The sequence below is a fragment of the Klebsiella sp. GFKo11 genome, assembly GCF_056490265.1.
In genome coordinates, this window is sequence record NZ_CM151369.1 from 5,845,319 (window position 1) to 5,868,835 (window position 23,517).

Consider the following 23,517-nt stretch of genomic DNA (forward strand, 5'->3'; position numbering starts at 1 on the left):
CGTTCTGTTAGCCCCGCAGGCAGACCACTCCGAACCCGCTTTTCTCCCTCTCCCTCCGGGAGAGGGCCGGGGTGAGGGTCAGCGCGCAGATATCCCCTCGCCTTGTCATCTCACTGGCACCCACTCTTCATCCTCCGGTCATCATGTTTTAACCGAAATGTAACAATAATCCGTCAGGATCGGCCCACGCTCAGAGGGAAAAACCTTCTTGTCCTTAGTGAGGCTCGATTGACATGTACTTATCCAGACATCCGACCAGTTACCCGACACGATATCAGGAAATTGCCGCCAAACTTGAGCAAGAGCTTCGCCACCACTACCGCTGCGGCGACTACCTTCCCGCTGAGCAGCAGCTGGCGACCCGCTTCGAAGTCAACCGCCACACCCTGCGCCGGGCTATCGATCAGCTCGTTGATCGCGGCTGGGTCCAGCGCCGTCAAGGCGTCGGCGTACTGGTGCTGATGCGCCCGATTGATTATCCGCTCAATGCCCAGGCACGCTTTAGCCAGAATCTTCTCGAACAGGGCAGCCATCCGACCAGCGAGAAGCTGCTGTCGGTCCTGCGCCCGGCCAGCAGTCACGTGGCCGAAGCCTTTGCCATTAACGAAGGCGATAACGTTATTCACCTGCGCACCCTGCGCCGCGTTAACGGCGTCGCCCTGTGCCTGATTGACCACTACTTTACCGACCTGCGCCTGTGGCCGGTGCTGCAAACCTTTACCCACGGCTCTCTCCATGACCTGCTGCGCGACCAGCTTGATATCGAGCTGACCCGCGTACGCACCAAAATCAGCGCCCGCCGCGCGCAGGCCAAAGAGAGCAAGATCCTCAACATTCCCAATATGGCGCCGCTGTTGTGCGTGCGCACGCTGAATCATCGTCAGAACGAACAGAGCGCGACGGAGTACTCCGTCAGCCTGACCCGCGCCGACATGATTGAATTCACGATGGAGCACTGAATGCACTTTGATACCGCCACCCGCCAGCGCTGGATGTCCGTGCTGGCCCACAGTGAACCACAAGAACTTGCTGCGCGGATGCAAACGCTAAACCTCGCGCCGCAGTATGAGCTGATTCGCACCCCGGAAACCGGCCTGGTGCAGCTACAGGCGCGCATGGGCGGCATCGGCGATCGTTTCTTTGCTGGTGATACCACATTAACTCGCGCCGCGATTCGCCTGGCCGACGGCACGCTCGGCTATAGCTGGATCCTGGGCCGCGACCGTCCGCACGCCGAACGCTGTGCGGCTATCGATGCCCTGATGCAGTCGCCACACCATTTTCACACCCTGATGGAAACCCTGATAACCCCGCTGGAAGAACAACGTAGCGCGCGCATTGAAGCCCGACGCGCCGAAGTCAACGCCAGCCGGGTCGACTTCTTTACTCTGGTTCGCGGAGATAACGCATGACATTACAACCCGCTTTTACCCTGGCTGTGCAGGACGCCCAACACAGTTTCCGCCGTCTGCTGAAAGCGATGAGCGAGCCGGGGGTGATAGTCTCCCTGCAACAGCTCCAGCATGGCTGGCAGCCGCTAAACGTTGCCTCCACCAGCCTGTTGCTGACGCTGGTCGATCACGACACGCCGGTCTGGCTGGCTCCAGCGCTGCATAACGACCTTGTCGGGCAGAATCTGCGATTTCATACCGGCGCGCCGCTGGTTGAACAGCCGCAGCAGGCGACCTTCGCCATCGCCAACGACAGCATCAGCGCCGAACAGTTGAACGTACTTTCCTCCGGAACCGTCGTCGCCCCTGAAACTGGTGTGACGCTGATTGTCCAGCTTGCCAGCCTTAGCGGCGGACGCATGCTGCGTCTGACCGGCGCGGGTATCGCTGAAGAGCGCATGATCGCCCCGCAGCTGCCGGAATGCATTATTGAAGAGTTGACCGAGCGCCCGCACCCGTTCCCGCTGGGCATCGACCTGATCCTGACCTGCGGCGAACGGCTGCTGGCCATCCCACGCACCACCCATGTAGAGGTCTGCTAATGTACGTAGCCGTCAAAGGCGGTGAGAAGGCGATCGTCGCCGCTCACGCCCTACAGGAACATAAACGCCGGGGCGATGGACGGCTTGCGGAAATCAGCGTTGAACAGATTACCCAGCAGCTCAACCTGGCGGTGGACCGGGTAATGACCGAAGGCGGCATCGCCGACCGGGAGCTGGCGGCGCTGGCGCTAAAGCAGGCCAGCGGCGATAACGTTGAAGCCATCTTTCTGCTACGCGCTTACCGCACCACGCTGCAAAGGCTGGCGGTCAGCGAGCCCGTCGATACCGCCAATATGCGCCTTGAGCGCCGAATTTCGGCGGTCTATAAAGATATCCCCGGCGGCCAGATGCTCGGCCCGACCTACGATTACACCCATCGCCTGCTCGATTTTACCCTGCTGGCTAACGGCGAAACACCGCCGCTGGCAGCCAATAGCGCACCACAGGAACCGACGCCGCACGTCTTTAATCTGCTGGTCCAGCAAAAACTGGCAAAAGCCGAGCAAGATAGCAACGCGCAGCCCGATGACATCACCCGTAATCCGCCGGTTTATCCCTGTTCGCGCTCGTCGCGCCTACAACAGCTGGTGCGCGGCGACGAAGGCTATCTGCTGGCGCTGGCCTACTCCACCCAGCGCGGCTACGGGCGCAATCACCCGTTTGCTGGCGAAATCCGTAGCGGCTACGTTGCGGTGGAAATTACCCCTGAAGAGCTGGGATTCACTGTCAATATCGGCGAACTGCTGATGACCGAATGTGAAATGGTTAACGGCTTTGTCGACCCGCAGGATGAGCCGCCGCACTTTACCCGCGGCTACGGCCTGACGTTTGGCATGAGCGAGCGCAAAGCGATGGCGATGGCGCTGGTGGACCGTGCGCTTCAGGCGCCGGAGTACGGCGAAGAGGTGGGGGGCCCGGCCCAGGACGAGGAGTTTGTGCTGGCTCATGCCGATAACGTCGAGGCCGCCGGTTTCGTTTCGCACCTCAAACTTCCCCACTATGTCGATTTCCAGGCCGAACTGGCGCTACTCAAACGCCTGCAACGGGAGAATCCACGTGGCTAACGCGCTGACCGGTTACAACTTTGCTTATCTCGACGAACAGACCAAACGCATGATCCGCCGCGCTATCCTCAAAGCGGTGGCGATCCCCGGTTACCAGGTGCCGTTCGGCGGACGCGAAATGCCAATGCCCTACGGTTGGGGAACCGGCGGTATTCAGCTTACCGCCAGCGTCATTGGTGAAAACGACGTGCTGAAGGTCATCGATCAGGGTGCCGACGACACCACCAACGCGGTGTCGATTCGCCAGTTTTTCCAGCGCGTCACCGGCGTCACCACCACTGAATGCACCGAAGACGCCACGCTGATCCAGACTCGTCACCGGATCCCGGAAACGCCGCTGGCTGAAGATCAGATCCTGATCTTCCAGGTGCCGATCCCGGAGCCGCTGCGTTTTATCGAGCCACGCGAAACTGAGACTCGCACCATGCACGCGCTGGAGGAGTACGGCGTGATGCAGGTGAAGCTGTACGAGGACATCGCCCGTTTCGGCCATATCGCCACCACCTACGCCTATCCGGTAAAGGTCAATGGCCGTTACGTGATGGACCCGTCGCCGATTCCTAAATTCGATAATCCGAAGATGCATATGATGCCTGCGCTACAGCTGTTTGGTGCCGGGCGCGAAAAACGCATCTACGCGGTGCCGCCCTATACCCCGGTGGAAAGCCTCGATTTCGACGATCATCCGTTTACCGTCCAGGAGTGGGACGAGCCGTGCGCCATCTGCGGGTCGCGCCATAGCTACCTTGATGAAGTGGTGCTCGACGACAGCGGCAAGCGAATGTTTGTCTGCTCCGATACCGACTATTGCCGCCAACAGAGCGAGGCGCAGAAAAAATGAGTCATCCGTTACTGGCGGTCAATAACCTGACCCACCTTTATGCGCCGGGCAAAGGCTTCAGCGATGTGTCGTTTGAACTGTGGCCGGGCGAAGTGCTGGGTATCGTCGGCGAATCAGGTTCGGGGAAAACCACTCTGCTGCAGGCGATTTCCGCCCGCTTGAGGCCGCAGCAGGGCGAAGTGCTGTATCAGAGTCGTTCGCTGTACGCGATGAGCGAAGCGGATCGCCGTCGCCTGCTGCGCACCGAATGGGGCGTAGTGCATCAGCATCCGATGGATGGCCTGCGCCGCCAGGTGTCGGCGGGAGGCAATATCGGCGAGCGCCTGATGGCGACCGGCGCGCGGCACTACGGTGATATTCGCGCCACCGCCGAGCAGTGGTTGCAGGAGGTAGAGATCCCGCCTTCACGCATTGACGACCTGCCCACCACCTTTTCCGGCGGCATGCAGCAGCGTTTGCAGATCGCTCGTAATCTGGTGACCCAGCCGAAGCTGGTGTTTATGGATGAGCCTACTGGCGGGCTGGATGTTTCGGTACAGGCGCGCCTGCTCGACCTGCTGCGTGGTCTGGTGGTAGAGCTGAACCTGGCGGTGGTGATTGTGACCCATGACCTCGGCGTCGCCCGCCTGCTGGCTAACCGCCTGCTGGTGATGAAGCAGGGTCAGGTGGTGGAAAGCGGCTTAACCGACCGGGTGCTCGACGATCCGCACCACCCCTATACCCAGCTGCTGGTGTCGTCGGTATTGCAGAACTGATGTTGCTGTTGCCCGGCGGCGCTTCGCTTGCACGGGCCTACGAACAGCGCACCTGTAGGCCGGGTAAGGCGCAGCCGCCACCCGGCAATCAACCCCCAGAGGCCAACATGATCCGCGTTGAAAACATCTATAAAACCTTTGTTCTGCACCAGCAGCACGGCGCTCGTCTGCCGGTTCTCGCCGACGCCTCGCTGACCGTCAATACCGGTGAATGCGTGGTGCTGCACGGCCACTCCGGCAGCGGAAAATCAACCCTGCTGCGCTCGCTGTACGCCAACTACCTGCCCGATAGCGGCCACATCCATATTCGCCACGGTGACGAATGGGTCGATCTGGTCAGCGCCTCGGCGCGTAAAGTGCTGGAAGTACGTAAAACCACCATCGGCTGGGTCAGCCAGTTTTTGCGGGTGATCCCGCGCATCTCGGCTCTCGACGTAGTGATGCAGCCGCTGCTCGAACTGGGTATTCCACACGAAGAGAGCGCCGCAAGGGCCGCCCGCTTGCTGACGCGCCTGAACGTCCCTGAACGCCTGTGGCACCTGGCTCCTTCCACCTTTTCCGGCGGCGAACAGCAGCGCGTCAACATCGCCCGCGGCTTCGCGGTCGATTACCCGATTTTGCTCCTCGACGAACCTACTGCCTCGCTGGACACGAAAAACAGCGCTGCGGTAGTGGAACTGATTAACGAAGCTAAAGCGCGCGGCGCGGCCATCGTCGGCATTTTTCACGATGAGGCAACGCGTAATCAGGTCGCCGACCGCCTGCACCCTATGGGGATTTCAGCATGATTATCAATAATGTAAAGCTGGTCCTCGAAGATGAGGTGATCAACGGTTCGCTGGAAGTGCAGGATGGCAGAATTTCTGCCTTTGCCGAAAGCCAGAGTCGCCTGGCAGAAGCGATTGACGGCGAAGGCGGCTGGCTGCTGCCGGGGCTGATTGAACTGCATACCGACAATCTGGACAAGTTTTTCACCCCGCGTCCCAAGGTGGACTGGCCCGCCCACTCGGCGATGAGCAGCCACGACGCGCTGATGATCGCCAGCGGCATCACCACCGTGCTGGATGCCGTCGCCATTGGTGACGTGCGCGATGGTGGCGACCGTCTGGAGAATCTGGAAAAGATGATCAATGCCGTGGAAGAGACGCAAAAATACGGCCTCAACCGCGCCGAGCACCGGCTGCATCTGCGCTGCGAGCTGCCGCATCACACCACTCTGCCGCTGTTTGAGAAGCTGGTTAGCCGCGAGCCGGTAAGCATGGTCTCCCTGATGGATCACTCACCGGGCCAGCGCCAGTACGCCGACCGCAGCAAATATCGCGACTACTACCAGGGGAAATATCATCTGACCAACGAAGAGATGGATAAATTCGAAGAGGAGCAGATGGCGCTGGCGGCGGCCTGGTCACAGCCCAACCGGCAAACCATCGCCGCCATGTGCCGCGAGCGCAATATCGCGCTGGCCAGCCACGACGACGCCACCCATGAACATGTGGTCGAATCGCACCAGCTTGGCAGCGTGATCGCCGAATTTCCTACCACATTAGCCGCAGCGCAGGCATCGCGTCAGCACGGGATGAACGTCCTGATGGGCGCGCCGAACATCGTGCGTGGCGGCTCGCATTCAGGCAATGTCGCCGCTCATCACCTGGCGAGCAACGGCCTGCTGGATATTCTCTCTTCCGACTATTATCCCGCCAGCCTGCTGGATGCCGCTTTCCGCATCGCCGATGACGACGGCAACGCGTTTACCCTCGCCCAGGCTATTCGTCTGGTGAGCAAAAACCCCGCGCAGGCGCTGGGGCTACACGATCGCGGCGCGATTGCCGAAGGTAAGCGCGCGGATCTGGTGCTGGCACACCGTCGCGGCGAGCATGTCCATATCGATAACGTCTGGCGTCAAGGTAAGAGGGTCTTTTAATGGCAGGGAAACTGATTTGGCTGGTCGGCCCATCCGGCTCCGGCAAAGATAGCCTGCTGGCGGCGCTGCGCCAGCGCGAACACCCGCAGCTACTGGTGGCGCACCGTTACATTACTCGCCCGCACAATGCGGGCTGTGAGAACCATATTGCCCTCAGCGAGCATGAGTTTTTCACCCGCGCCGAGCAGCATCTGTTTGCGCTTAGCTGGCGCGCCAATAACAATTACTACGGCATTGGCATCGAGATTGACCTGTGGCTGCACGCCGGGTTTGACGTCGTCGCTAACGGTTCCCGCGCTCATCTGGCTCAGGCAAAAACGCGCTATGCTGACGCCCTGCTGCCCATCTGTTTGCAGGTTTCGCCAGAAGTACTGCGTCAACGTCTAGAGCAGCGCGGGCGAGAGAACGAAACGGAGATCGCTCAGCGGCTGGAGCGCGCGGCACGTTATACGCCAAGTGCGTGCCTGACCCTCAACAACGATGGTCGCCTGAGCCAGTCAGTGGATGCCCTGGTGTCGCTGATCCGTGTTCACGGCAACCGACGCGAACAGCAGCTTGCCTGAATGACGCGAGGTGAAAACATGAGCCTGACTATCCGCTTAACCGGCACCGGCAGCGCGCAGCTGGTGCCGGTTTTCGGCTGCGATTGCCCCGCCTGCCGCCGCGCCCGCAGCGACGAGACTCACCGTCGTCGCCCCTGTAGCGCGGTGGTCAAATTCAACAGCGCGGTAACGCTGCTCGATGCCGGGCTGCCGGATCTGATGGAGCAATGGCCCGCCGGTAGCTTTCAGCAGTTTTTGCTCACCCATTATCATATGGATCATGTTCAGGGCCTGTTCCCGCTGCGCTGGGGCGTGGGCAAGCCTATTGCGGTCTACGGCCCGCCTGATGAACAGGGCTGCGATGACCTGTTTAAGCATCCGGGGCTGCTCGATTTTAGCCACACCGTCGAGCCGTTTGTCATGTTTGAGCTGCAAGGACTACGCGTGACCCCGCTGCCGCTAAACCACTCAAAACTGACTTTCGGCTATCTGCTGGAGGCAGCCCATAGCCGGGTTGCCTGGCTGTCCGACACCACCGCCCTGCCGGAAAAAACGCTGAAGTTCCTGCTTAACAATCAGCCGCAGCTGATCATCATTGACTGTAGCCACGAGCCGCGCCCGCAGCCGCCGCGCAACCACTGCGATCTCAACACCGTGCGGGCGATTAATCAGGTGATTGGCTGCCCGCGAGTGATCCTCACCCATATCAGCCATCAGTTCGATGCGTGGATGATGGCGCATTCTCTGCCTGCGGGATTTGAAGCGGGATTTGACGGTATGGAGATTGTGCTGGATTAAGAGCCTATCCCAGTAGGCGTTATTGGCGCAGCCAGCTTGAACACGACCAGCGCGCAAGAACCGGAGCGTACACGTAGTACGTGAGGATTCTGAGCACTGCCCAGGTTCAAAATGGCAAGCAAAATAGCCCTAATGGGATTGGCTCTAAGCGCACTTCATCGTCTCTTCACTAAACATCACTACCTTCCCTTCAGACTTAACCATCTGAAGGGAATCATATGAGCACAACGCGCCCCATCTTTCATCATGCCTGCTGGTTTGCATTACTGGGACCCTATGTTGGCGTACTGTGGGCGATTGTCGCCATCACATTACAATCTCGAAATCCGTCATTCAGCTTTCTGTGGGACATTGTCACCATATTGCCGTTTTTTCTCATCATCACATGGTTGATTGGCGTCGTCCCTGCGCTGTTAGCGGGCATTGCCATTGCCTGTTTACCTGCGGAAATCTACGCGTTTCACTATCGGCGTATCCTCGCTAGCGCAATAATCGGCGCGGCCATTAGCGCAGCAGCCGTGATATTAGCGATGCTGCTTCTTTCCAACCCAAACCTTAAAAATTTTATCCTCATCTTCCATGACAACGATTTCAGGACAATTGCGGGTTCAGGCCTGTTTGCCGGTCTTGTCATGGGGGGGTTAATACCTTATCTGCCGGGAATGAAGTCGGAGGAAAACGCTGGATAAACGGTCCCCGACAGCGTTAACATAACGACGTTTTACTCTCCGTATTATCGCGGCTGCTGAACCCGATTAATCTGAGAGAGAAAACATAATGGAAACAACCCGTAACCGGGACTGGCGCATTGCGCAAAAGCAGCGCAATAAGTCTCGCGATGTTCACACCGCCCTTTTACGTTTTCGTAGTGAAAAAAACTGGAAGCTGCTCTATATGCGTTCAGAAAAATTGCTACGGGCCGCACAGCTGGGAATGGAATATCCCCGTAAAACCCGTCGCCAATTGGCGCACCAAGGAATAGAAGAGCTGTTATCAAATTGATCAACGTGCTTTTTGTTTGTAGCCGCAATCAATGGCGAAGCCCTACGGCGGAACAGGTGTTCCGCCGTTATCCTGGTATGAACGTTCGCTCTGCGGGCACCAGTCGGAACGCCAGAAAACCCCTATCCCCGGAACTCCTCAATTGGGCGGATATCATCTGCGTGATGGAGCAAAAACATAAAAATCGTCTTGTCGCCGAATATCGTCGCCTGGTCGAAAATAAACCGCTTTACGTGCTGGATATCCCCGACGACTATCGCTATATGGACCCCGAACTCGTCGCGCTGCTGGAAGAGATTGTCCCCACCCTGCCCGAACTAAACTCACTTTAGACCGCCGCTTCACCCTGACTTCATTCTCACTTCACAATAATGAAATACCTTTCCTGAAGGACAAAAAAGAACTCAGGGAAAGGAAATGACGACAACACGACGAATTATTCACCATGCTGGCTGGTTTACATTGCTGGGGCCATTAGCGGGTATACCGGTTGCGATGATAGCGATAGTCGCCATTGCATTGCAGTATCATGATTCGCCAGGCGGCTTTCTGCGGCATATTGCCACCATATTGCCAATCATGTTCATCGTCACATGGTTAGTTGGCGCCACCCCGGCGCTATTGGCGGGTATTGCCGTTGCCTGTCTGCCTGCGGAAATCTATGCGTTTCACTATCGGCGCATCCTCGCCAGCGCGGCGATCGGTCTGGTCATTAGTGTGGCAATTACGCTATCAAGTGTGCTGTTTTTCACCGATAAAAATCTTATGCACTTTATCCTGCGTGAAGAAATTTTCCTGGTAGTGGCGATTTCCGGCCTGTTTGCCGGTCTTGTCATGGGATGGCTGATACCTTATCTGCCGGGGATGAAGCCGGAGGAAAACGCCTGATGAATAAATTTCTGCACCATATTTGCTGGTACGTGGGGCTTGGACCGTTTATCCCGCTGCCATTGATCCTCTTTTTTCCCGGCGGAGGTTCGATAACCAGACTCTTAGGGCAGCTTCCTGAGATATTATCCCTTACCTGGATTGTTGCCGCGCTGCCCGCACTGCTTTCAGGCGTTTTTATGGCCATTCTGTCAGGGCAAGTTTATCGCATCTGGTTTTGGCGTTTATTGACAGGGGGAATAGCGGGCGTTGTGATAACGGTTATTTGTTGCGGCATCATCGGCGCATTTATCCCGATGCTTTTCTATGTGCTTCCGCTCCTCATCGTCTCGGCGCTGCTGTCCGGTATGGTCATGGGGCTGATCATCCCCTGGCTACCGCCGCGAGTCGCCCCACATCAATAATCATCATCCAGCCGACGCTGATCGCTCTCCAGTTGCCGACGATCCTGGTCCAGCTGGCGCTGACGATCGTCAAGCTGGCGGCGACGATCCTCAATTTGCCGCTGCCTGTCGTCATACTGCCGCTGGCGATCGCTATTTTGCTGACGGCTGCCCTGATAGCGCCCGTCATCATAATCATCATCCGAACGGCTATCGCTGGGGTGATAGGCATCATTAATGGCCTGCTGAATATTACCAATGGCGTCGTCAATAATATCAGCGTGCGCCAGCGGGTTGGCCAGCGCCAGGGTGCAGAAAAGCAAAGCGGTAGAGTAACGTTTCATAAAGCCAGTCTCATCGGTGGGCTGGCTCTACGTTAATCAACGGCTATCATCGCGAGTAGCGGAGGAATCTCAAATCCGCTGTTGTTCAATCGCGCCGATAGCATCTACCCGACCCTGATGACGCCCCCCTTCAAACTCGGCTGCCAGCCAGGCATCGACGATCATTTTCGCCAGTTCAAGACCAATCACCCGCGAACCAAAAGCCAGGATATTGCTGTCATTATGCTGGCGTGAAAGCTGCGCGGAATAAGGCTCGCTGCACACGACGGCGCGAATACCGGGGTGTTTATTAGCGGCGATAGAGATGCCGACGCCGGTACCGCAGATAAGAATTCCGCCGTCCACTTCCCCGGCGGCAACGGCCTGAGCGACGGCGCTGGCGTAGCGCGGATAGTCGGTGCGCTCCGTTGACCATGCTCCTTTATCCACGACCTCGATACCGCGCTGGTGCAGGTGCGCCAGAATATCGTCTTTCAGGATAAACCCGACGTGATCGCAGCCAAATGCAATCCTTTTCATACATAGCCTCGCCTGTTGTTAACTTTACGAACATAGGTTGTCTTGTGATTTAAACGGCAATTTTTGCCGATTTAAACAGCAAACCTACCGTCATCTGCGCCTGTTCTACACGGCACCATTTCACAAATCAAGTGTAAAAAACATTTAATCCGAGTATTTTCAATTTTTAAAACGTTAAAATAAACAACATAACTAAATGATTTTTATGCATTTAAATCATAAATTCATTTTTTAAAGATTCAATGAAACTTCACAAAATACAAAACTTTATAAAAATACATTTTTTGTGAAGTTGATTGTATCTTTTCTGTTTTGCCTGTGGTGATATAGTGGCGTCTTCATTTTATGGACAAAGAGAAAGCGATGAGTCAGTCAGAATCCAGTTCGCTCCCCAACGGTATCGGCCTCGCCCCCTGGCTTCGCATGAAGCAGGAAGGTATGACCGAAAACGAAAGCCGAATCGTCGAATGGTTGCTTAAGCCCGGCAATCTGAGCGATGCGCCAGCTATAAAGGATGTCGCGGAAGCGCTGTCGGTATCCGAAGCCATGATCGTGAAGGTTTCTAAACTGCTGGGCTTTAGCGGTTTTCGTAATCTGCGCAGCGCGCTGGAAGCGTATTTTTCGCAATCTGAACAGGTCCTCCCGGCAGAGCTCTCTTTTGATGAAGCGCCGCAGGACGTGGTGAACAAGGTCTTTAACATCACCCTGCGCACCATTATGGAAGGCCAGTCGATCGTCAACGTTGATGAGATTCACCGTGCGGCGCGCTTCTTTGCCCAGGCCAATCAGCGCGACCTGTACGGCGCGGGCGGCTCTAACGCCATCTGTGCTGACGTGCAGCACAAATTTTTACGCATCGGCGTGCGCTGCCAGACTTATCCGGACGCGCATATCATGATGATGTCCGCGTCGCTGCTGAAAGAAGGCGACGTAGTGCTGGTGGTTTCCCACTCCGGGCGCACCAGCGATATTAAATCGGCCGTGGAACTCGCGAAGAAGAATGGGGCGAAAATTATTTGTATCACCCACAGCTACCATTCGCCGATTGCCAAATTATCTGATTTTATTATTTGTTCGCCAGCACCAGAGACACCTTTATTGGGACGAAACGCCTCAGCACGTATATTACAACTGACACTATTAGATGCGTTCTTTGTTTCAGTTGCACAACTAGATATTGAGCAAGCGAATTTAAATATGCAAAAAACCGGCGCAATTGTTAATTTCTTTTCACCAGGCGCGCTGAAGTAAATAAAAAGCTGATCCCACATCAGTGGGATCAATAAAACTGTACCTTACACCGAGAGTATTGATATGAATAAATATCTGAAAATTTTCAGCGGTACGCTCATGGGCGTCATGTTATCCACCAGCGCCTTTGCCGCCGCCGATTACGCTGTCGTATTAAAAACATTATCCAACCCATTTTGGGTTGATATGAAAAAAGGTATTGAAGACGAAGCAAAAACGCTGGGTGTGAGCGTCGATATTTTCGCCTCCCCTTCGGAAGGCGATTTCCAGTCGCAGTTGCAGCTATTTGAAGACCTGAGCAACAAAAACTACAAAGGTATCGCCTTTGCGCCGCTCTCCTCCGTAAACCTGGTGATGCCGGTGGCTAAAGCCTGGAAAAAGGGCATCTATCTGGTCAACCTCGATGAAAAAATCGATATGGATAACCTGAAGAAAGCCGGCGGCAACGTGGAAGGGTTTGTCACCACCGACAACGTGGCGGTCGGGGCAAAAGGCGCAGACTTTATCATCGACAAGCTGGGCGCTGAAGGCGGCGAAGTCGCTATTATCGAAGGCAAAGCCGGTAACGCGTCCGGTGAAGCTCGTCGTAACGGCGCCACCGAAGCCTTCAAAAAAGCCAGCCAGATCAAGCTAGTTGCCAGCCAACCCGCCGACTGGGACCGTATTAAAGCACTGGATGTTGCGACTAACGTGTTGCAGCGTAACCCGAACGTCAAAGCGATTTACTGCGCTAACGACACCATGGCAATGGGCGTCTCGCAAGCCGTCGCTAACGCTGGCAAAACGGGCAAAATTCTGGTCGTCGGCACCGATGGCATTCCGGAAGCGCGCAAGATGGTCGAAGCCGGGCAGATGACGGCTACCGTCGCGCAGAACCCGGCGGATATTGGCGCAACTGGTCTTAAGCTGATGGTCGAAGCCGAGAAGAGCGGCAAGGTGATCCCGCTGGATAAAGCCCCGCAATTTAAGCTGGTGGATTCTATTCTGGTGACGAAATAATTTAGGTTTCTTGCGGTCTGGTGCCCTCACCCCAACCCTCTCCCACAGGGAGAGGGAGAAGGGCAGACCGCGCCAAACTCACCAATAGCGCCAGGCGGGTTAGGGTGAGGAGAAGACAGCACGTTCCCAGTAATAGGTAATAAAGGAAATTCTCTATGCTCACGCCATATATTTCGATGGCGGGGATCGGCAAATCCTTTGGTCCGGTTCACGCATTAAAATCGGTTGATTTAACTGTTTACCCTCACGAAATACATGCGTTATTAGGGGAAAATGGTGCCGGTAAATCAACGCTGATGAAAGTTCTGTCGGGAATACATGAACCGACCAAAGGCACCATTACCATTAATAACGTCAACTACCACAAGCTGGACCATAAATTAGCGGCCCAGCTCGGCATCGGTATTATTTATCAAGAACTCAGCGTTATTGATGAATTAACGGTGCTGGAAAATTTATATATTGGTCGTCACCTGACGAAAAAATTCTGCGGCGTCAATATTATCGACTGGCGAGAAATGCGCGTGCGGGCGGCAATGATGCTGCTGCGCGTTGGATTAAAAGTCGGCCTGGACGAGAAAGTGGCGAACCTGTCCATCAGCCACAAACAGATGCTGGAAATCGCCAAGACGCTGATGCTCGACGCCAAAGTGCTGATTATGGATGAACCCACCTCTTCGTTGACCAACAAAGAGGTGGATTACCTGTTTCTGATCATGAACCAACTGCGCAAAGAGGGCACCGCCATCGTGTATATCTCGCACAAGCTGGCGGAAATTCGCCGCATCTGCGATCGCTATACGGTGATGAAAGACGGCAGCAGCGTGTGTAGTGGGATGGTCAGCGAAGTGAATAACGATGACATCGTGCGCCTGATGGTGGGTCGCGAGCTACAGAACCGCTTTAACGCCATGAAAGAGAGTACCGGCAACATCGTGCGCGAAACGGTCTTCGAAGTGAAAAACGTCACCAGCCACGACAAGAAAAAAGTTCGCGATATCTCCTTTAACGTTAATCGCGGTGAAATTCTCGGCTTTGCCGGACTGGTGGGCTCCGGGCGCACTGAATTGATGAACTGCCTGTTCGGTGTCGATAAGCGCGCAGGCGGCAAAATCTACCTGAATGGCAAAGAGATCTCTCCTCGCTCGCCGCTGGACGCTTTAAAGAAAGGCATGGGCTACATCACCGAAATTCGCCGGGAAAACGGCTTTTTCCCCAATTTTTCCATCGCCCAGAATATGGCGGTCAGCCAGAGCCTCAAGCGCGGCGGTTACAAAGGCGCAATGGGGCTATTTCACGAAAGCAGTGAACACAAAACGGCCGAAGAGCAGCGCCAGCTGCTGGGGCTGAAGTGTCATTCCGTCGATCAGAATATTGGCGAGCTTTCCGGCGGAAACCAGCAAAAAGTGCTGATATCCAAATGGTTATGCTGCAACCCCGAAGTCATTATTTTCGATGAGCCAACGCGCGGTATCGACGTCGGCGCAAAAGCCGAAATTTATAAAGTGATGCGCCAGCTGGCCGATGACGGAAAAGTCATCCTGATGGTGTCGTCCGAACTTCCTGAAATTATCGCCGTCTGCGACCGCATTGCCGTGTTCTGCGAAGGGCGACTGACGCAAATCCTGACCAATCGCGACGATCTGAGCGAAGAGGAGATTATGGCATGGGCACTACCACAAGAGTGAAAGGCGACATGGACGAGAAAAAACCGTTTAACTTCGCGCTGTTCTGGGATAAATACGGCACCTTTTTTATCCTCGCAATCATCGTCGCGATATTTGGCACCCTGTCGTCGGAGTATTTCCTGACGACCAACAATATTACGCAGATCTTCGTGCAGAGTTCGGTGACCGTGCTGATCGGCATGGGCGAATTCTTCGCGATCCTCGTCGCCGGGATCGACCTGTCGGTCGGAGCGATCCTCGCGCTCTCCGGGATGGTCACCGCCAAGCTGATGCTGGCGGGCGTCGATCCGTTCCTTGCGGCGCTGATTGGCGGCGTGCTGGTGGGCGGTGCGCTGGGAGCGATTAACGGCTGCCTGGTCAACTGGACCGGCCTGCATCCGTTTATTATCACCCTTGGCACCAACGCTATTTTCCGCGGCATTACGCTGGTGATTTCCGATGCCAACTCGGTGTACGGCTTCTCATTTGGCTTCGTTAACTTCTTTGCCGCCACGCCGCTAGGCATTCCAGTACCGGTCATTTTCTCGCTGATTGTGGCGGTTTTGCTGTGGTTTTTGACCACTCGCACCCGGCTGGGACGCAATATCTATGCGCTGGGCGGCAACAAAAACTCCGCGTTCTACTCCGGTATCGACGTCAAATTCCACATGCTGCTGGTGTTTATTATCTCCGGCGTTTGCGCTGGCCTTGCGGGCGTGGTTTCTACGGCACGTCTCGGCGCGGCGGAACCGCTGGCGGGCATGGGCTTCGAAACGTACGCCATCGCCAGCGCCATTATCGGCGGCACCAGCTTCTTCGGCGGCAAGGGACGCATCTTCTCAGTGGTCATTGGCGGTTTAATCATCGGTACCATCAACAACGGACTGAATATTCTGCAAGTACAAACCTACTACCAACTGGTGGTGATGGGCGGATTAATCATCGCGGCTGTCGCTCTCGACCGTCTTATCAGTAAGTAAGGAATTTATAATGAAAATTGCTCCCTCTTTAATGTGTATGGATCTGCTGAAATTCAAAGAACAGATCGAGTTTATCGACCAGCACGCAGACTATTTTCACATCGACATTATGGACGGCCATTTTGTACCGAACCTGACGCTGTCGCCGTTTTTCGTCAGCCAGGTGAAGCGGCTGGCCAGTAAACCGCTGGACTGCCATCTGATGGTCACTCGCCCGCAGGATTACATCAGTCAGCTGGCGCAAGCGGGCGCGGACTTTATCACCCTGCATCCGGAAACCATTAACGGCCAGGCCTTCCGCCTGATTGAGGAAATCCGTCGCCACGGTATGAAAGTAGGGCTGATCCTCAACCCGGAAACCCCGGTTGAGACCATGAAATACTACATTCATAAAGCCGACAAAATCACGGTGATGACCGTCGATCCAGGCTTCGCCGGACAGCCGTTTATCCCGGAAATGCTGGAGAAAATCGCTGAGTTGAAAGCCTGGCGCGAGCGCGAAGGACTGAGCTACGAAATCGAAATCGACGGCTCCTGCAACAAAGCGACCTACGAAAAACTGATGGCGGCGGGCGCAGATGTCTTTATCGTCGGCACGTCCGGTCTCTTTAACCATGGTGACAACATCCATGACGCGTGGCAGGTGATGGCGGAGCAGATCCTGGCGGCGAAAAACGAGGTACTGCCTCATGCAAAAACAGCTTAACGTCGTCGCGGGCGTGGATATGGGGGCGACCCATATCCGTTTTTGCCTGCAAACGGCGCAGGGCGCAGCGCTGCACTGCGAAAAACTGCGCACTGCGGACGTTATCGCCGCCAATGGCCTGGTCAGCGGTATTCAAAACCTGCTACAGCGACAGCTTGCCAGCCACTCTGCCCACTGTTGTGGGCTGGTGATGGGCTTTCCGGCGCTGGTGGCGAAAGACAAACGCACGATTATCTCTACCCCCAATCTGCCTCTGACCGCCGACGATCTGTATAACCTGGCCGACCGGCTGGAAGCAGCATTAGGCTGCCCGGTGGAGTTTTCCCGCGACGTTAATTTGCAGCTCTCGTTTGACGTCCAGGAAAATGGTCTGCAAGAGCAGGAGGTGCTGGCGGCTTATCTCGGTACCGGAATGGGCTTCGCTATCTGGCTGAACGGCGCGCCGTGGACCGGGGCGCACGGCGTGGCGGGCGAACTGGGGCACATTCCACAGGGCGATGACGCTCTCACCTGCGGCTGCGGTAATCCCGGCTGTCTGGAGACCGTCTGCTCCGGCATTGCGCTTAAGCGCTGGTACGAACAGGAGCCGAGGGCTTATGAACTTGGCGAGCTGTTTATTCACGCCGTACAGGAACCGTTTGTCCAGACGTTGTTGAACCACGCCGCTCGCGCCATCGCCACCAGTATCAACCTGTTCGACCCCGACGCGGTGATCCTCGGCGGCGGCGTGATGGACATGCCCGCCTTTCCGCGCGATGCGCTAATCGAAATGGTCAAAACCTACGTTCGCCGTCCTCTGCCGTACCAGGCGCTGCGCTTTATTGCAGCATCCTCATCGGCCTTTAACGGCGCACAGGGCGCGGCGGCGCTGGCCCGCAGCCGTTATTTACCTCTGCTTGTGACAGCTTAATTTATTAACGTTGAACCTGATGTCAGCAAATTCGGCATCGGATTCAACGTTTCATGAAATATTACATTCAACAAAATAAATTCTGCGCCGTTAAACATATCAAATGCAATTATATCCATTATTCATCCCTCTGTATTTCGCACAAATACCTTATAAAAATAGTTAACTACCTCACACTTCTTATTCTGAAAAAATAAAAAAAAGTCATATTATTTGAAAAAGCGAAACCGCGTTTATTTCATTAAGATAAACATTCACAAAACAAATAAAAAATAAGGATATATATGAATAACTCAAAGTTATTCCGTTTAAACAGGACTTTTATTGCCATCACTGTAGCAACAGGCTTTTTTACTCACTCTTCGTTTGCCAATGAAACCCCTAAGGCCGCAACTGAATACACGCAACAAATTAACCAGCAATATACTCAGTCACTGCCGTTCAGCGATCGCCAGGATTTTGAAGACGCCCAGCGCGGGTTTATCGCACCGCTGCTCAATGAAGGCGTGTTAACCAATGACAAGGGTAACGTTTATTATCGCGCTCACGATTATCAATTTGATATCAATGGCCCATCACCAGAGACCGTAAACCCTAGCCTGTGGCGGCAGTCACAGCTCAATGGCATTTCCGGTTTGTTTAAAGTTACCGATCGTATGTATCAGGTGCGCGGCCAGGATATTTCCAATATTACCTTTATTGAAGGTGATACCGGTATTATCGTTATCGATCCGCTGATTTCCGCGCCTGCGGCTAAAGCCAGCCTCGACCTGTACTTTCAGCATCGACCAAAAAAACCTGTCGTAGCGGTCATCTATACGCACAGCCACATCGATCATTACGGCGGCGTAAAAGGCATTGTCTCTCAAGACGACGTGAAATCTGGCAAAGTGCAGATTATTGCCCCAGCCGGCTTTATGGAAGAAGCCATCAGCGAAAACGTGCTGGCAGGCAATATCATGAGCCGTCGCGGTTCTTATTCTTATAGCTCTTTATTACCACACAACCCCCAGGGCAATATCGGCAACGGTTTAGGCGTGGCCGTCACAGGCGGCTTACCAACCATTATTCCGCCAACCATTTCCATCACTAAAACCGGCGAGAAGCGGGTAATTGACGGTCTTGAATTCGACTTCCTGATGGCTCCAGGCAGCGAAGCGCCTTCTGAGATGCATTTCTATATTCCAGCGCTAAAAGCCCTGTGTACCGCAGAAAATGCCACCCATCTGCTGCATAACTTCTACACTCTGCGCGGCGCAAAAACCCGTGATACCAACAAGTGGACGGCGTACCTGAACCAAACGTTGGATATGTGGGGCAGTCAGGCCGAAGTGCTGTTTATGCCGCATACCTGGCCTGTCTGGGGCAATCAGCACATTAACGACTATGTTGGCAAATATAGAGACACCATTAAGTACATTCACGATCAGACTCTGCACCTGGCCAACCAGGGCTATACGATGAATGAAATCGGCAACATGATTAAGTTGCCACCGGAGCTGGAAAAAAACTGGGCCAGTCGGGGTTACTACGGTTCCGTCAGTCATAACGCCCGTGCGGTTTACAACTTCTACCTCGGCTATTTCGACGGTAACCCGGCGAATCTGGATCCTTACGGGCAGGTCGATATGGGTAAACGCTACGTCGAAGCGTTGGGTGGTGAAAAACACGCAATAGAACTGGCACAGCAGGCTTATGACAAGGGCGATTATCGCTGGACGTCAGAACTGCTCAAGCAGGTTATCGCCGCTGACCCTGACAACCAAACAGCAAAAAATCTGCAGGCGAATTCTTTTGAACAACTGGGCTATCAGGCCGAGTCTGCCACCTGGCGCGGTTTCTACCTGACTGGTGCGCAAGAGCTTCGCAACGGCGTTAAAAAACTCCCAGTTGGTGCGACCACCTCCCCGGATATGCTCAAAGGTATGACGGTAGAAATGCTGTTTGATTACATGGCTGTGCGTCTGGATAGCGAGAAATCTGCGGGCAAAGATATTAGCCTGAACTTCAATCTGGATAAGGGAGATACTCTCAACCTGACGCTTAACGACAGCGTATTAAACTACCGTCAGACCCTGCAGCAGAAAGCCGATGCATCGTTCGATATTAGCCGAGCGGATCTACACGCCGTACTGGCAGGCCAGGCGAAGATGGCTGATTTGATCAAAGAGAAGAAGGTTAAGGTCACTGGCGATGCGGCTAAACTGGATGAAATCGTCAACTGCCTGGATAACTTTGATTTCTGGGTAAATATCGTTACGCCTAATTAAACCACCGCTCAAAACGCTGAACGGCGGCTATCAGGCCCACAGCTAAAAAATACCCCCATGCCGCGTGACGTCCGTCGCGCGGTATTTTTTCGACACGTCAAAACTGACGATAGCCTGTTTTTCGTCATCATTTAGCACAAAAAAACGACGTATTATCAGTCGATACCCACAATGAAAACATGGCATAGAAGATGCATAGTAACGGCGCGATAGCGCGTATGCGCCAATTGATTAACTGGAGCAAGACCGATGAAAAAAGTCGTCACGGTTTGCCCATATTGCGCATCAGGTTGCAAAATCAACCTGGTGGTCGATAACGGCAAAATCGTCCGGGCTGAGGCGGCGCAGGGGAAAACCAACCAGGGTACCCTGTGTCTGAAAGGCTATTATGGCTGGGATTTCATTAATGATACCCAGATCCTGACCCCGCGCCTCAAAACCCCAATGATCCGTCGCCAGCGTGGCGGCAAACTGGAATCCGTCTCCTGGGATGAGGCGCTCGACTACGTCGCCACCCGTCTCAGCGCCATTAAAGAGAAGTATGGCCCTGACGCAATTCAGACTACCGGTTCGTCCCGCGGGACGGGTAATGAAACTAACTATGTGATGCAAAAATTCGCGCGCGCCGTTATTGGTACTAATAACGTCGACTGCTGCGCTCGCGTCTGACACGGCCCTTCGGTTGCAGGTCTGCACCAATCGGTCGGTAACGGCGCTATGAGTAATGCCATCACTGAGATCGACAATACCGATCTCGTATTTATCTTCGGGTACAACCCGGCAGATTCACACCCTATTGTGGCGAATCACGTAATTAACGCCAAACGCAATGGGGCGAAAATTATTGTCTGCGATCCGCGTAAAATCGAAACCGCGCGCATTGCCGATATGCACATTGCGTTGAAAAACGGCTCGAACATCGCGCTACTCAACGCCATCGGGCACGTCATTATTGAAGAGGATCTCTACGATAAATCCTTCGTCGCCAGCCGTTCTGAGGGCTTCGAGGAGTATCGCAAAATCGTCGAAGGCTATACGCCGGAGTCGGTGGAAGAGATTACCGGCGTCAGCGCTCAGGAGATCCGCACCTGCGCCCGCATGTACGCCAGCGCGAAATCCGCCGCGATCCTGTGGGGCATGGGCGTCACTCAGTTCTACCAGGGCGTGGAGACCGTGCGTTCACTGACCAGCCTGGCGATCATGACCGGCAACCTCGGCAAGCCGAGCGTCGGCGTCAACCCGGTGCGTGGTCAGAACAACGTTCAGGGCGCCTGCGATATGGGTGCGCTGCCGGATACTTATCCCGGCTATCAGTACGTCAAGTTCCCGGAAAACCGCGAGAAATTCGCCAAAGCCTGGGGCGTTGACAGCCTGCCGGAACATACCGGTTATCGCATCAGCGAACTGCCGCATCGCGCGGCGCATGGTGAAGTGCGGGCGGCGTACATCATGGGTGAAGATCCGCTTCAGACCGACGCCGAGCTGTCCGCCGTGCGTAAAGCGTTTGAAGAGCTGGAACTGGTTATCGTCCAGGATATTTTCATGACCAAAACCGCATCAGCGGCTGATGTCATCCTGCCGTCCACTTCGTGGGGCGAGCATGAAGGTGTCTATACCGCAGCGGACCGCGGCTTCCAGCGCTTCTTTAAAGCGGTAGAGCCGAAGTGGGACCTGAAAACCGACTGGCAGATCATCAGCGAAATCGCCACCCGGATGGGCTACAAGATGCATTACAACAACACCCAAGAGATCTGGGATGAGTTGCGTCATCTGTGCCCGGATTTCTACGGTGCCACCTACGAGAAAATGGGCGAACTGGGCTACATCATGTGGCCGTGCCGCGATGAGTCCGACGCCGATCAGGGGACCTCTTATCTGTTTAAAGAGAAGTTCGATACCCCGAACGGTCTGGCGCAGTTCTTCACTTGCGACTGGGTCGCGCCGATTGACAAGCTCACCGAGCAGTACCCGATGGTGCTGTCGACGGTGCGTGAAGTCGGCCACTACTCGTGCCGCTCGATGACCGGCAACTGTGCGGCGCTGGCCGCGCTGGCGGATGAACCTGGCTATGCGCAAATCAATACCGCCGATGCCGAACGTCTGGGCATTGAGGATGAAGCGCTGGTGTGGGTTAACTCGCGTAAAGGCCGCATCATCACCCGCGCGCAGGTTAGCGATCGCCCGAACAAAGGGGCGGTCTATATGACCTATCAGTGGTGGATTGGCGCCTGTAACGAGCTGGTGACCGAGAACCTGAGTCCGATAACCAAAACGCCGGAGTACAAGTACTGCGCCGTCAACATTGAGCGGATCACTGACCAGCGTGCCGCCGAGCAGTACGTGATTGACGAGTACAATAAGCTGAAATCCCGCTTGCGCGAAAGTGCGATGGGTTAATCAAGCCGCCTCCCCGGAGGTGGTGCTTCGCACCTGTCCGGGCTTGTATGATGACTCCATCAGAAAGAACCGGCCAGTTCTCTCTGATGGCGGTCCGGATGCCGTGTCCGGGCTTAGGCTTTCGCGCCTGTTCCGTAGATCCTTTGCACCGGACCGCCGTTCTTTCTCATGTGATAAACCGGACAGTATCATGGACCGGCTTTCACCGGTAACCCGTATTCGCAAGGTTGGTTTCACTATGGAAAATGAACTGCACTTCATCGGCATTGATGTTGCCAAAGCTAAGCTCGATGTTGATATCCTGCGCCCTGATGGTCGACATCGCGGTAAAAAATTCGAAAATACGCCCTCCGGACATGAAGCGCTTGTCCGCTGGCTTCGCAGCCATGATGTGAACCATGCCCATGTCTGCATGGAGTCCACCAGTACCTACATGGAAGAGGCTGCCGCGTATCTGAGTGATGCCGGTTATACCGTCTCCATTATCAACCCCGCCCTGAGTGCCGCCTTCGCCCGTAGTGAAGGGTTGCGCAGTAAAACCGACAAAGTCGATGCCCGTATGCTGGCGCACTTCTGCCGGGAGAAACGTCCGTCAGCATGGGAGGCACCGCACCCGACAGAGCGAGCCCTGAAAGCGCTGGTGTTACGGCATCAGGCGCTGACAGAGATGCAGACGCAGGAGAAAAACCGTCAGGAAACAGCCCCGGAGGTCCAGTTAGCGAGCATCGATGTGCTCCTGGAGTGCCTGAGTGCTGAACTGAAACGTATCGAAAAACAGATAAAAGACCTGACGGACAACGACCCGGATATGAAGCAACGGCGGAAGCTGCTGAACAGCATCCCGGGTATCGGCGAGAAAACGGCGGCGGTCCTGCTGGCGTATACGGGACTGAAGCTGAGGTTTGCCACAGCGCGGCAGTTCGCCGCGTATGCAGGGCTGACGCCGGTGCAGCATGAGTCAGGCAGTAGCGTGATGCGGGCGAGCCGGATGAGTAAAGCGGGTCCGGTTCAGTTGCGCAGAGCATTATATATGCCAGCAATATCAGCGCTGTATCACACGGCGTGGGGAAAAGCGTTCAGAAAGAGACTGGAAGGGAATGGCAAACGCGCGAAAGTTATCATAGGGGCGATGATGCGCAAGCTGGCGCAGGTGGCGTACGGAGTGCTGAAGTCAGGGGAGCCGTTCGATGCGTCACAACATGGAATAGCGGTAGCGTAGGGACGAAAAGACTGCGGGAATAGAAAAACAGCACCCAGAGGGTGCTGTCGGTGGTGTGTCTGTCATCC

26 protein-coding genes are annotated in these 23,517 nt (G+C 55.1%); 24 read left to right on the top strand and 2 right to left on the bottom strand.

Features of this window, described 5'->3' with window-relative positions; all coding sequences use genetic code 11:
- Positions 1-233: 233 nt before the first annotated feature.
- The 15 genes from phnF to cbrB (AC07P6_RS28115) all read left to right on the top strand — a co-directional run bounded on the left by phnF (position 234) and on the right by cbrB (AC07P6_RS28115) (position 10,208).
- Entirely contained in the window at positions 234-959 is a 726-nt protein-coding gene (gene phnF, locus AC07P6_RS28045; protein WP_478315176.1) for a phosphonate metabolism transcriptional regulator PhnF, read from the top strand.
- Positions 960-1,412 (top strand): phosphonate C-P lyase system protein PhnG, encoded by a 453-nt coding sequence (phnG, locus tag AC07P6_RS28050; RefSeq protein WP_110274526.1) that lies wholly within the window; start codon positions 960-962, stop codon positions 1,410-1,412.
- Positions 1,409-1,993 (top strand): phosphonate C-P lyase system protein PhnH, encoded by a 585-nt coding sequence (gene phnH, locus AC07P6_RS28055; RefSeq protein ID WP_478315177.1) that lies wholly within the window; start codon positions 1,409-1,411, stop codon positions 1,991-1,993. The genes phnG and phnH overlap by 4 nt, the downstream gene beginning before the upstream one ends.
- Positions 1,993-3,057, top strand: coding sequence for a carbon-phosphorus lyase complex subunit (locus tag AC07P6_RS28060; RefSeq protein WP_478315178.1), 1,065 nt, complete (start codon positions 1,993-1,995; stop codon positions 3,055-3,057). Before phnH ends, AC07P6_RS28060 begins: the two co-directional genes overlap by 1 nt.
- A complete protein-coding gene (locus AC07P6_RS28065; RefSeq protein ID WP_478315179.1) occupies positions 3,050-3,898 on the top strand; it encodes an alpha-D-ribose 1-methylphosphonate 5-phosphate C-P-lyase PhnJ in 849 nt (282 codons plus the stop codon). The genes AC07P6_RS28060 and AC07P6_RS28065 overlap by 8 nt, the downstream gene beginning before the upstream one ends.
- Positions 3,895-4,653 carry a phosphonate C-P lyase system protein PhnK gene (phnK, locus tag AC07P6_RS28070; RefSeq protein WP_478315180.1) on the top strand — a complete coding sequence of 253 codons (759 nt, stop codon included), beginning with the start codon at positions 3,895-3,897 and terminating at the stop codon, positions 4,651-4,653. Before AC07P6_RS28065 ends, phnK begins: the two co-directional genes overlap by 4 nt.
- 107 nt (positions 4,654-4,760) lie before the next feature.
- A complete protein-coding gene (phnL, locus tag AC07P6_RS28075; RefSeq protein WP_478315181.1) occupies positions 4,761-5,441 on the top strand; it encodes a phosphonate C-P lyase system protein PhnL in 681 nt (226 codons plus the stop codon).
- The gene (gene phnM, locus AC07P6_RS28080) at positions 5,438-6,574 is read left to right on the top strand and encodes an alpha-D-ribose 1-methylphosphonate 5-triphosphate diphosphatase (protein WP_478315182.1); all 1,137 of its coding nucleotides are present in this window, start codon (positions 5,438-5,440) and stop codon (positions 6,572-6,574) included. Before phnL ends, phnM begins: the two co-directional genes overlap by 4 nt.
- Complete coding sequence (phnN, locus tag AC07P6_RS28085; RefSeq protein ID WP_478315183.1) at positions 6,574-7,137, top strand: ribose 1,5-bisphosphokinase; 564 nt, start codon at positions 6,574-6,576, stop codon at positions 7,135-7,137. The genes phnM and phnN overlap by 1 nt, the downstream gene beginning before the upstream one ends.
- Before the next feature lie 18 nt (positions 7,138-7,155).
- Complete coding sequence (phnP, locus tag AC07P6_RS28090) at positions 7,156-7,914, top strand: phosphonate metabolism protein PhnP (RefSeq protein ID WP_478315184.1); 759 nt, start codon at positions 7,156-7,158, stop codon at positions 7,912-7,914.
- A gap of 218 nt (positions 7,915-8,132) precedes the next feature.
- Entirely contained in the window at positions 8,133-8,603 is a 471-nt protein-coding gene (cbrB, locus tag AC07P6_RS28095; protein ID WP_478315185.1) for an inner membrane protein CbrB, read from the top strand.
- 88 nt (positions 8,604-8,691) lie between these two features.
- Entirely contained in the window at positions 8,692-8,916 is a 225-nt protein-coding gene (locus AC07P6_RS28100; RefSeq protein ID WP_182235679.1) for a hypothetical protein, read from the top strand.
- The gene (locus AC07P6_RS28105) at positions 8,916-9,248 is read left to right on the top strand and encodes a low molecular weight protein tyrosine phosphatase family protein (protein WP_478317106.1); all 333 of its coding nucleotides are present in this window, start codon (positions 8,916-8,918) and stop codon (positions 9,246-9,248) included. The genes AC07P6_RS28100 and AC07P6_RS28105 overlap by 1 nt, the downstream gene beginning before the upstream one ends.
- A gap of 85 nt (positions 9,249-9,333) precedes the next feature.
- Positions 9,334-9,804, top strand: coding sequence for an inner membrane protein CbrB (cbrB, locus tag AC07P6_RS28110; RefSeq protein WP_478315186.1), 471 nt, complete (start codon positions 9,334-9,336; stop codon positions 9,802-9,804).
- Positions 9,804-10,208: an inner membrane protein CbrB gene (gene cbrB / locus AC07P6_RS28115; RefSeq protein ID WP_478315187.1), complete on the top strand. Its 405-nt coding sequence runs from the start codon at positions 9,804-9,806 to the stop codon at positions 10,206-10,208. Before cbrB (AC07P6_RS28110) ends, cbrB (AC07P6_RS28115) begins: the two co-directional genes overlap by 1 nt.
- Here cbrB (AC07P6_RS28115) and yjdP read toward each other — a convergent pair.
- On the bottom strand, positions 10,202-10,531 hold the full coding sequence (yjdP, locus tag AC07P6_RS28120) for a DDRRRQL repeat protein YjdP (protein WP_181483983.1): 330 nt from the start codon (positions 10,529-10,531) through the stop codon (positions 10,202-10,204). The genes cbrB (AC07P6_RS28115) and yjdP overlap by 7 nt on opposite strands.
- 69 nt (positions 10,532-10,600) lie before the next feature.
- Positions 10,601-11,050: a bifunctional allose-6-phosphate isomerase/ribose-5-phosphate isomerase RpiB gene (gene rpiB / locus AC07P6_RS28125; RefSeq protein ID WP_434660583.1), complete on the bottom strand. Its 450-nt coding sequence runs from the start codon at positions 11,048-11,050 to the stop codon at positions 10,601-10,603.
- Between the two features lie 363 nt (positions 11,051-11,413).
- On the opposite strand from rpiB, the gene AC07P6_RS28130 reads away from it, so the two are divergent.
- From AC07P6_RS28130 to AC07P6_RS28170, 9 genes are all read left to right on the top strand, one after another.
- Entirely contained in the window at positions 11,414-12,301 is an 888-nt protein-coding gene (locus tag AC07P6_RS28130; RefSeq protein WP_110274538.1) for a MurR/RpiR family transcriptional regulator, read from the top strand.
- A gap of 63 nt (positions 12,302-12,364) precedes the next feature.
- Positions 12,365-13,300, top strand: a complete 936-nt coding sequence (gene alsB / locus AC07P6_RS28135) for a D-allose transporter substrate-binding protein (protein ID WP_182235675.1) — start codon at positions 12,365-12,367, stop codon at positions 13,298-13,300.
- Between the two features lie 155 nt (positions 13,301-13,455).
- On the top strand, positions 13,456-14,988 hold the full coding sequence (gene alsA / locus AC07P6_RS28140) for a D-allose ABC transporter ATP-binding protein AlsA (protein WP_478315188.1): 1,533 nt from the start codon (positions 13,456-13,458) through the stop codon (positions 14,986-14,988).
- Positions 14,967-15,947, top strand: a complete 981-nt coding sequence (alsC, locus tag AC07P6_RS28145; protein WP_110274541.1) for a D-allose ABC transporter permease — start codon at positions 14,967-14,969, stop codon at positions 15,945-15,947. Before alsA ends, alsC begins: the two co-directional genes overlap by 22 nt.
- Before the next feature lie 10 nt (positions 15,948-15,957).
- On the top strand, positions 15,958-16,653 hold the full coding sequence (alsE, locus tag AC07P6_RS28150; RefSeq protein WP_304255186.1) for a D-allulose 6-phosphate 3-epimerase: 696 nt from the start codon (positions 15,958-15,960) through the stop codon (positions 16,651-16,653).
- The gene (gene alsK, locus AC07P6_RS28155) at positions 16,637-17,563 is read left to right on the top strand and encodes an allose kinase (protein ID WP_478315189.1); all 927 of its coding nucleotides are present in this window, start codon (positions 16,637-16,639) and stop codon (positions 17,561-17,563) included. The genes alsE and alsK overlap by 17 nt, the downstream gene beginning before the upstream one ends.
- Positions 17,564-17,847: 284 nt before the next feature.
- Positions 17,848-19,833, top strand: a complete 1,986-nt coding sequence (locus AC07P6_RS28160; protein WP_478315190.1) for an alkyl/aryl-sulfatase — start codon at positions 17,848-17,850, stop codon at positions 19,831-19,833.
- 249 nt (positions 19,834-20,082) lie between these two features.
- Positions 20,083-22,230: a formate dehydrogenase subunit alpha gene (gene fdhF / locus AC07P6_RS28165; RefSeq protein WP_110274544.1), complete on the top strand. Its 2,148-nt coding sequence runs from the start codon at positions 20,083-20,085 to the stop codon at positions 22,228-22,230.
- A 238-nt stretch (positions 22,231-22,468) separates the two neighbouring features.
- Positions 22,469-23,449, top strand: coding sequence for an IS110 family RNA-guided transposase (locus AC07P6_RS28170; RefSeq protein ID WP_478316951.1), 981 nt, complete (start codon positions 22,469-22,471; stop codon positions 23,447-23,449).
- Positions 23,450-23,517 lie beyond the last annotated feature (68 nt).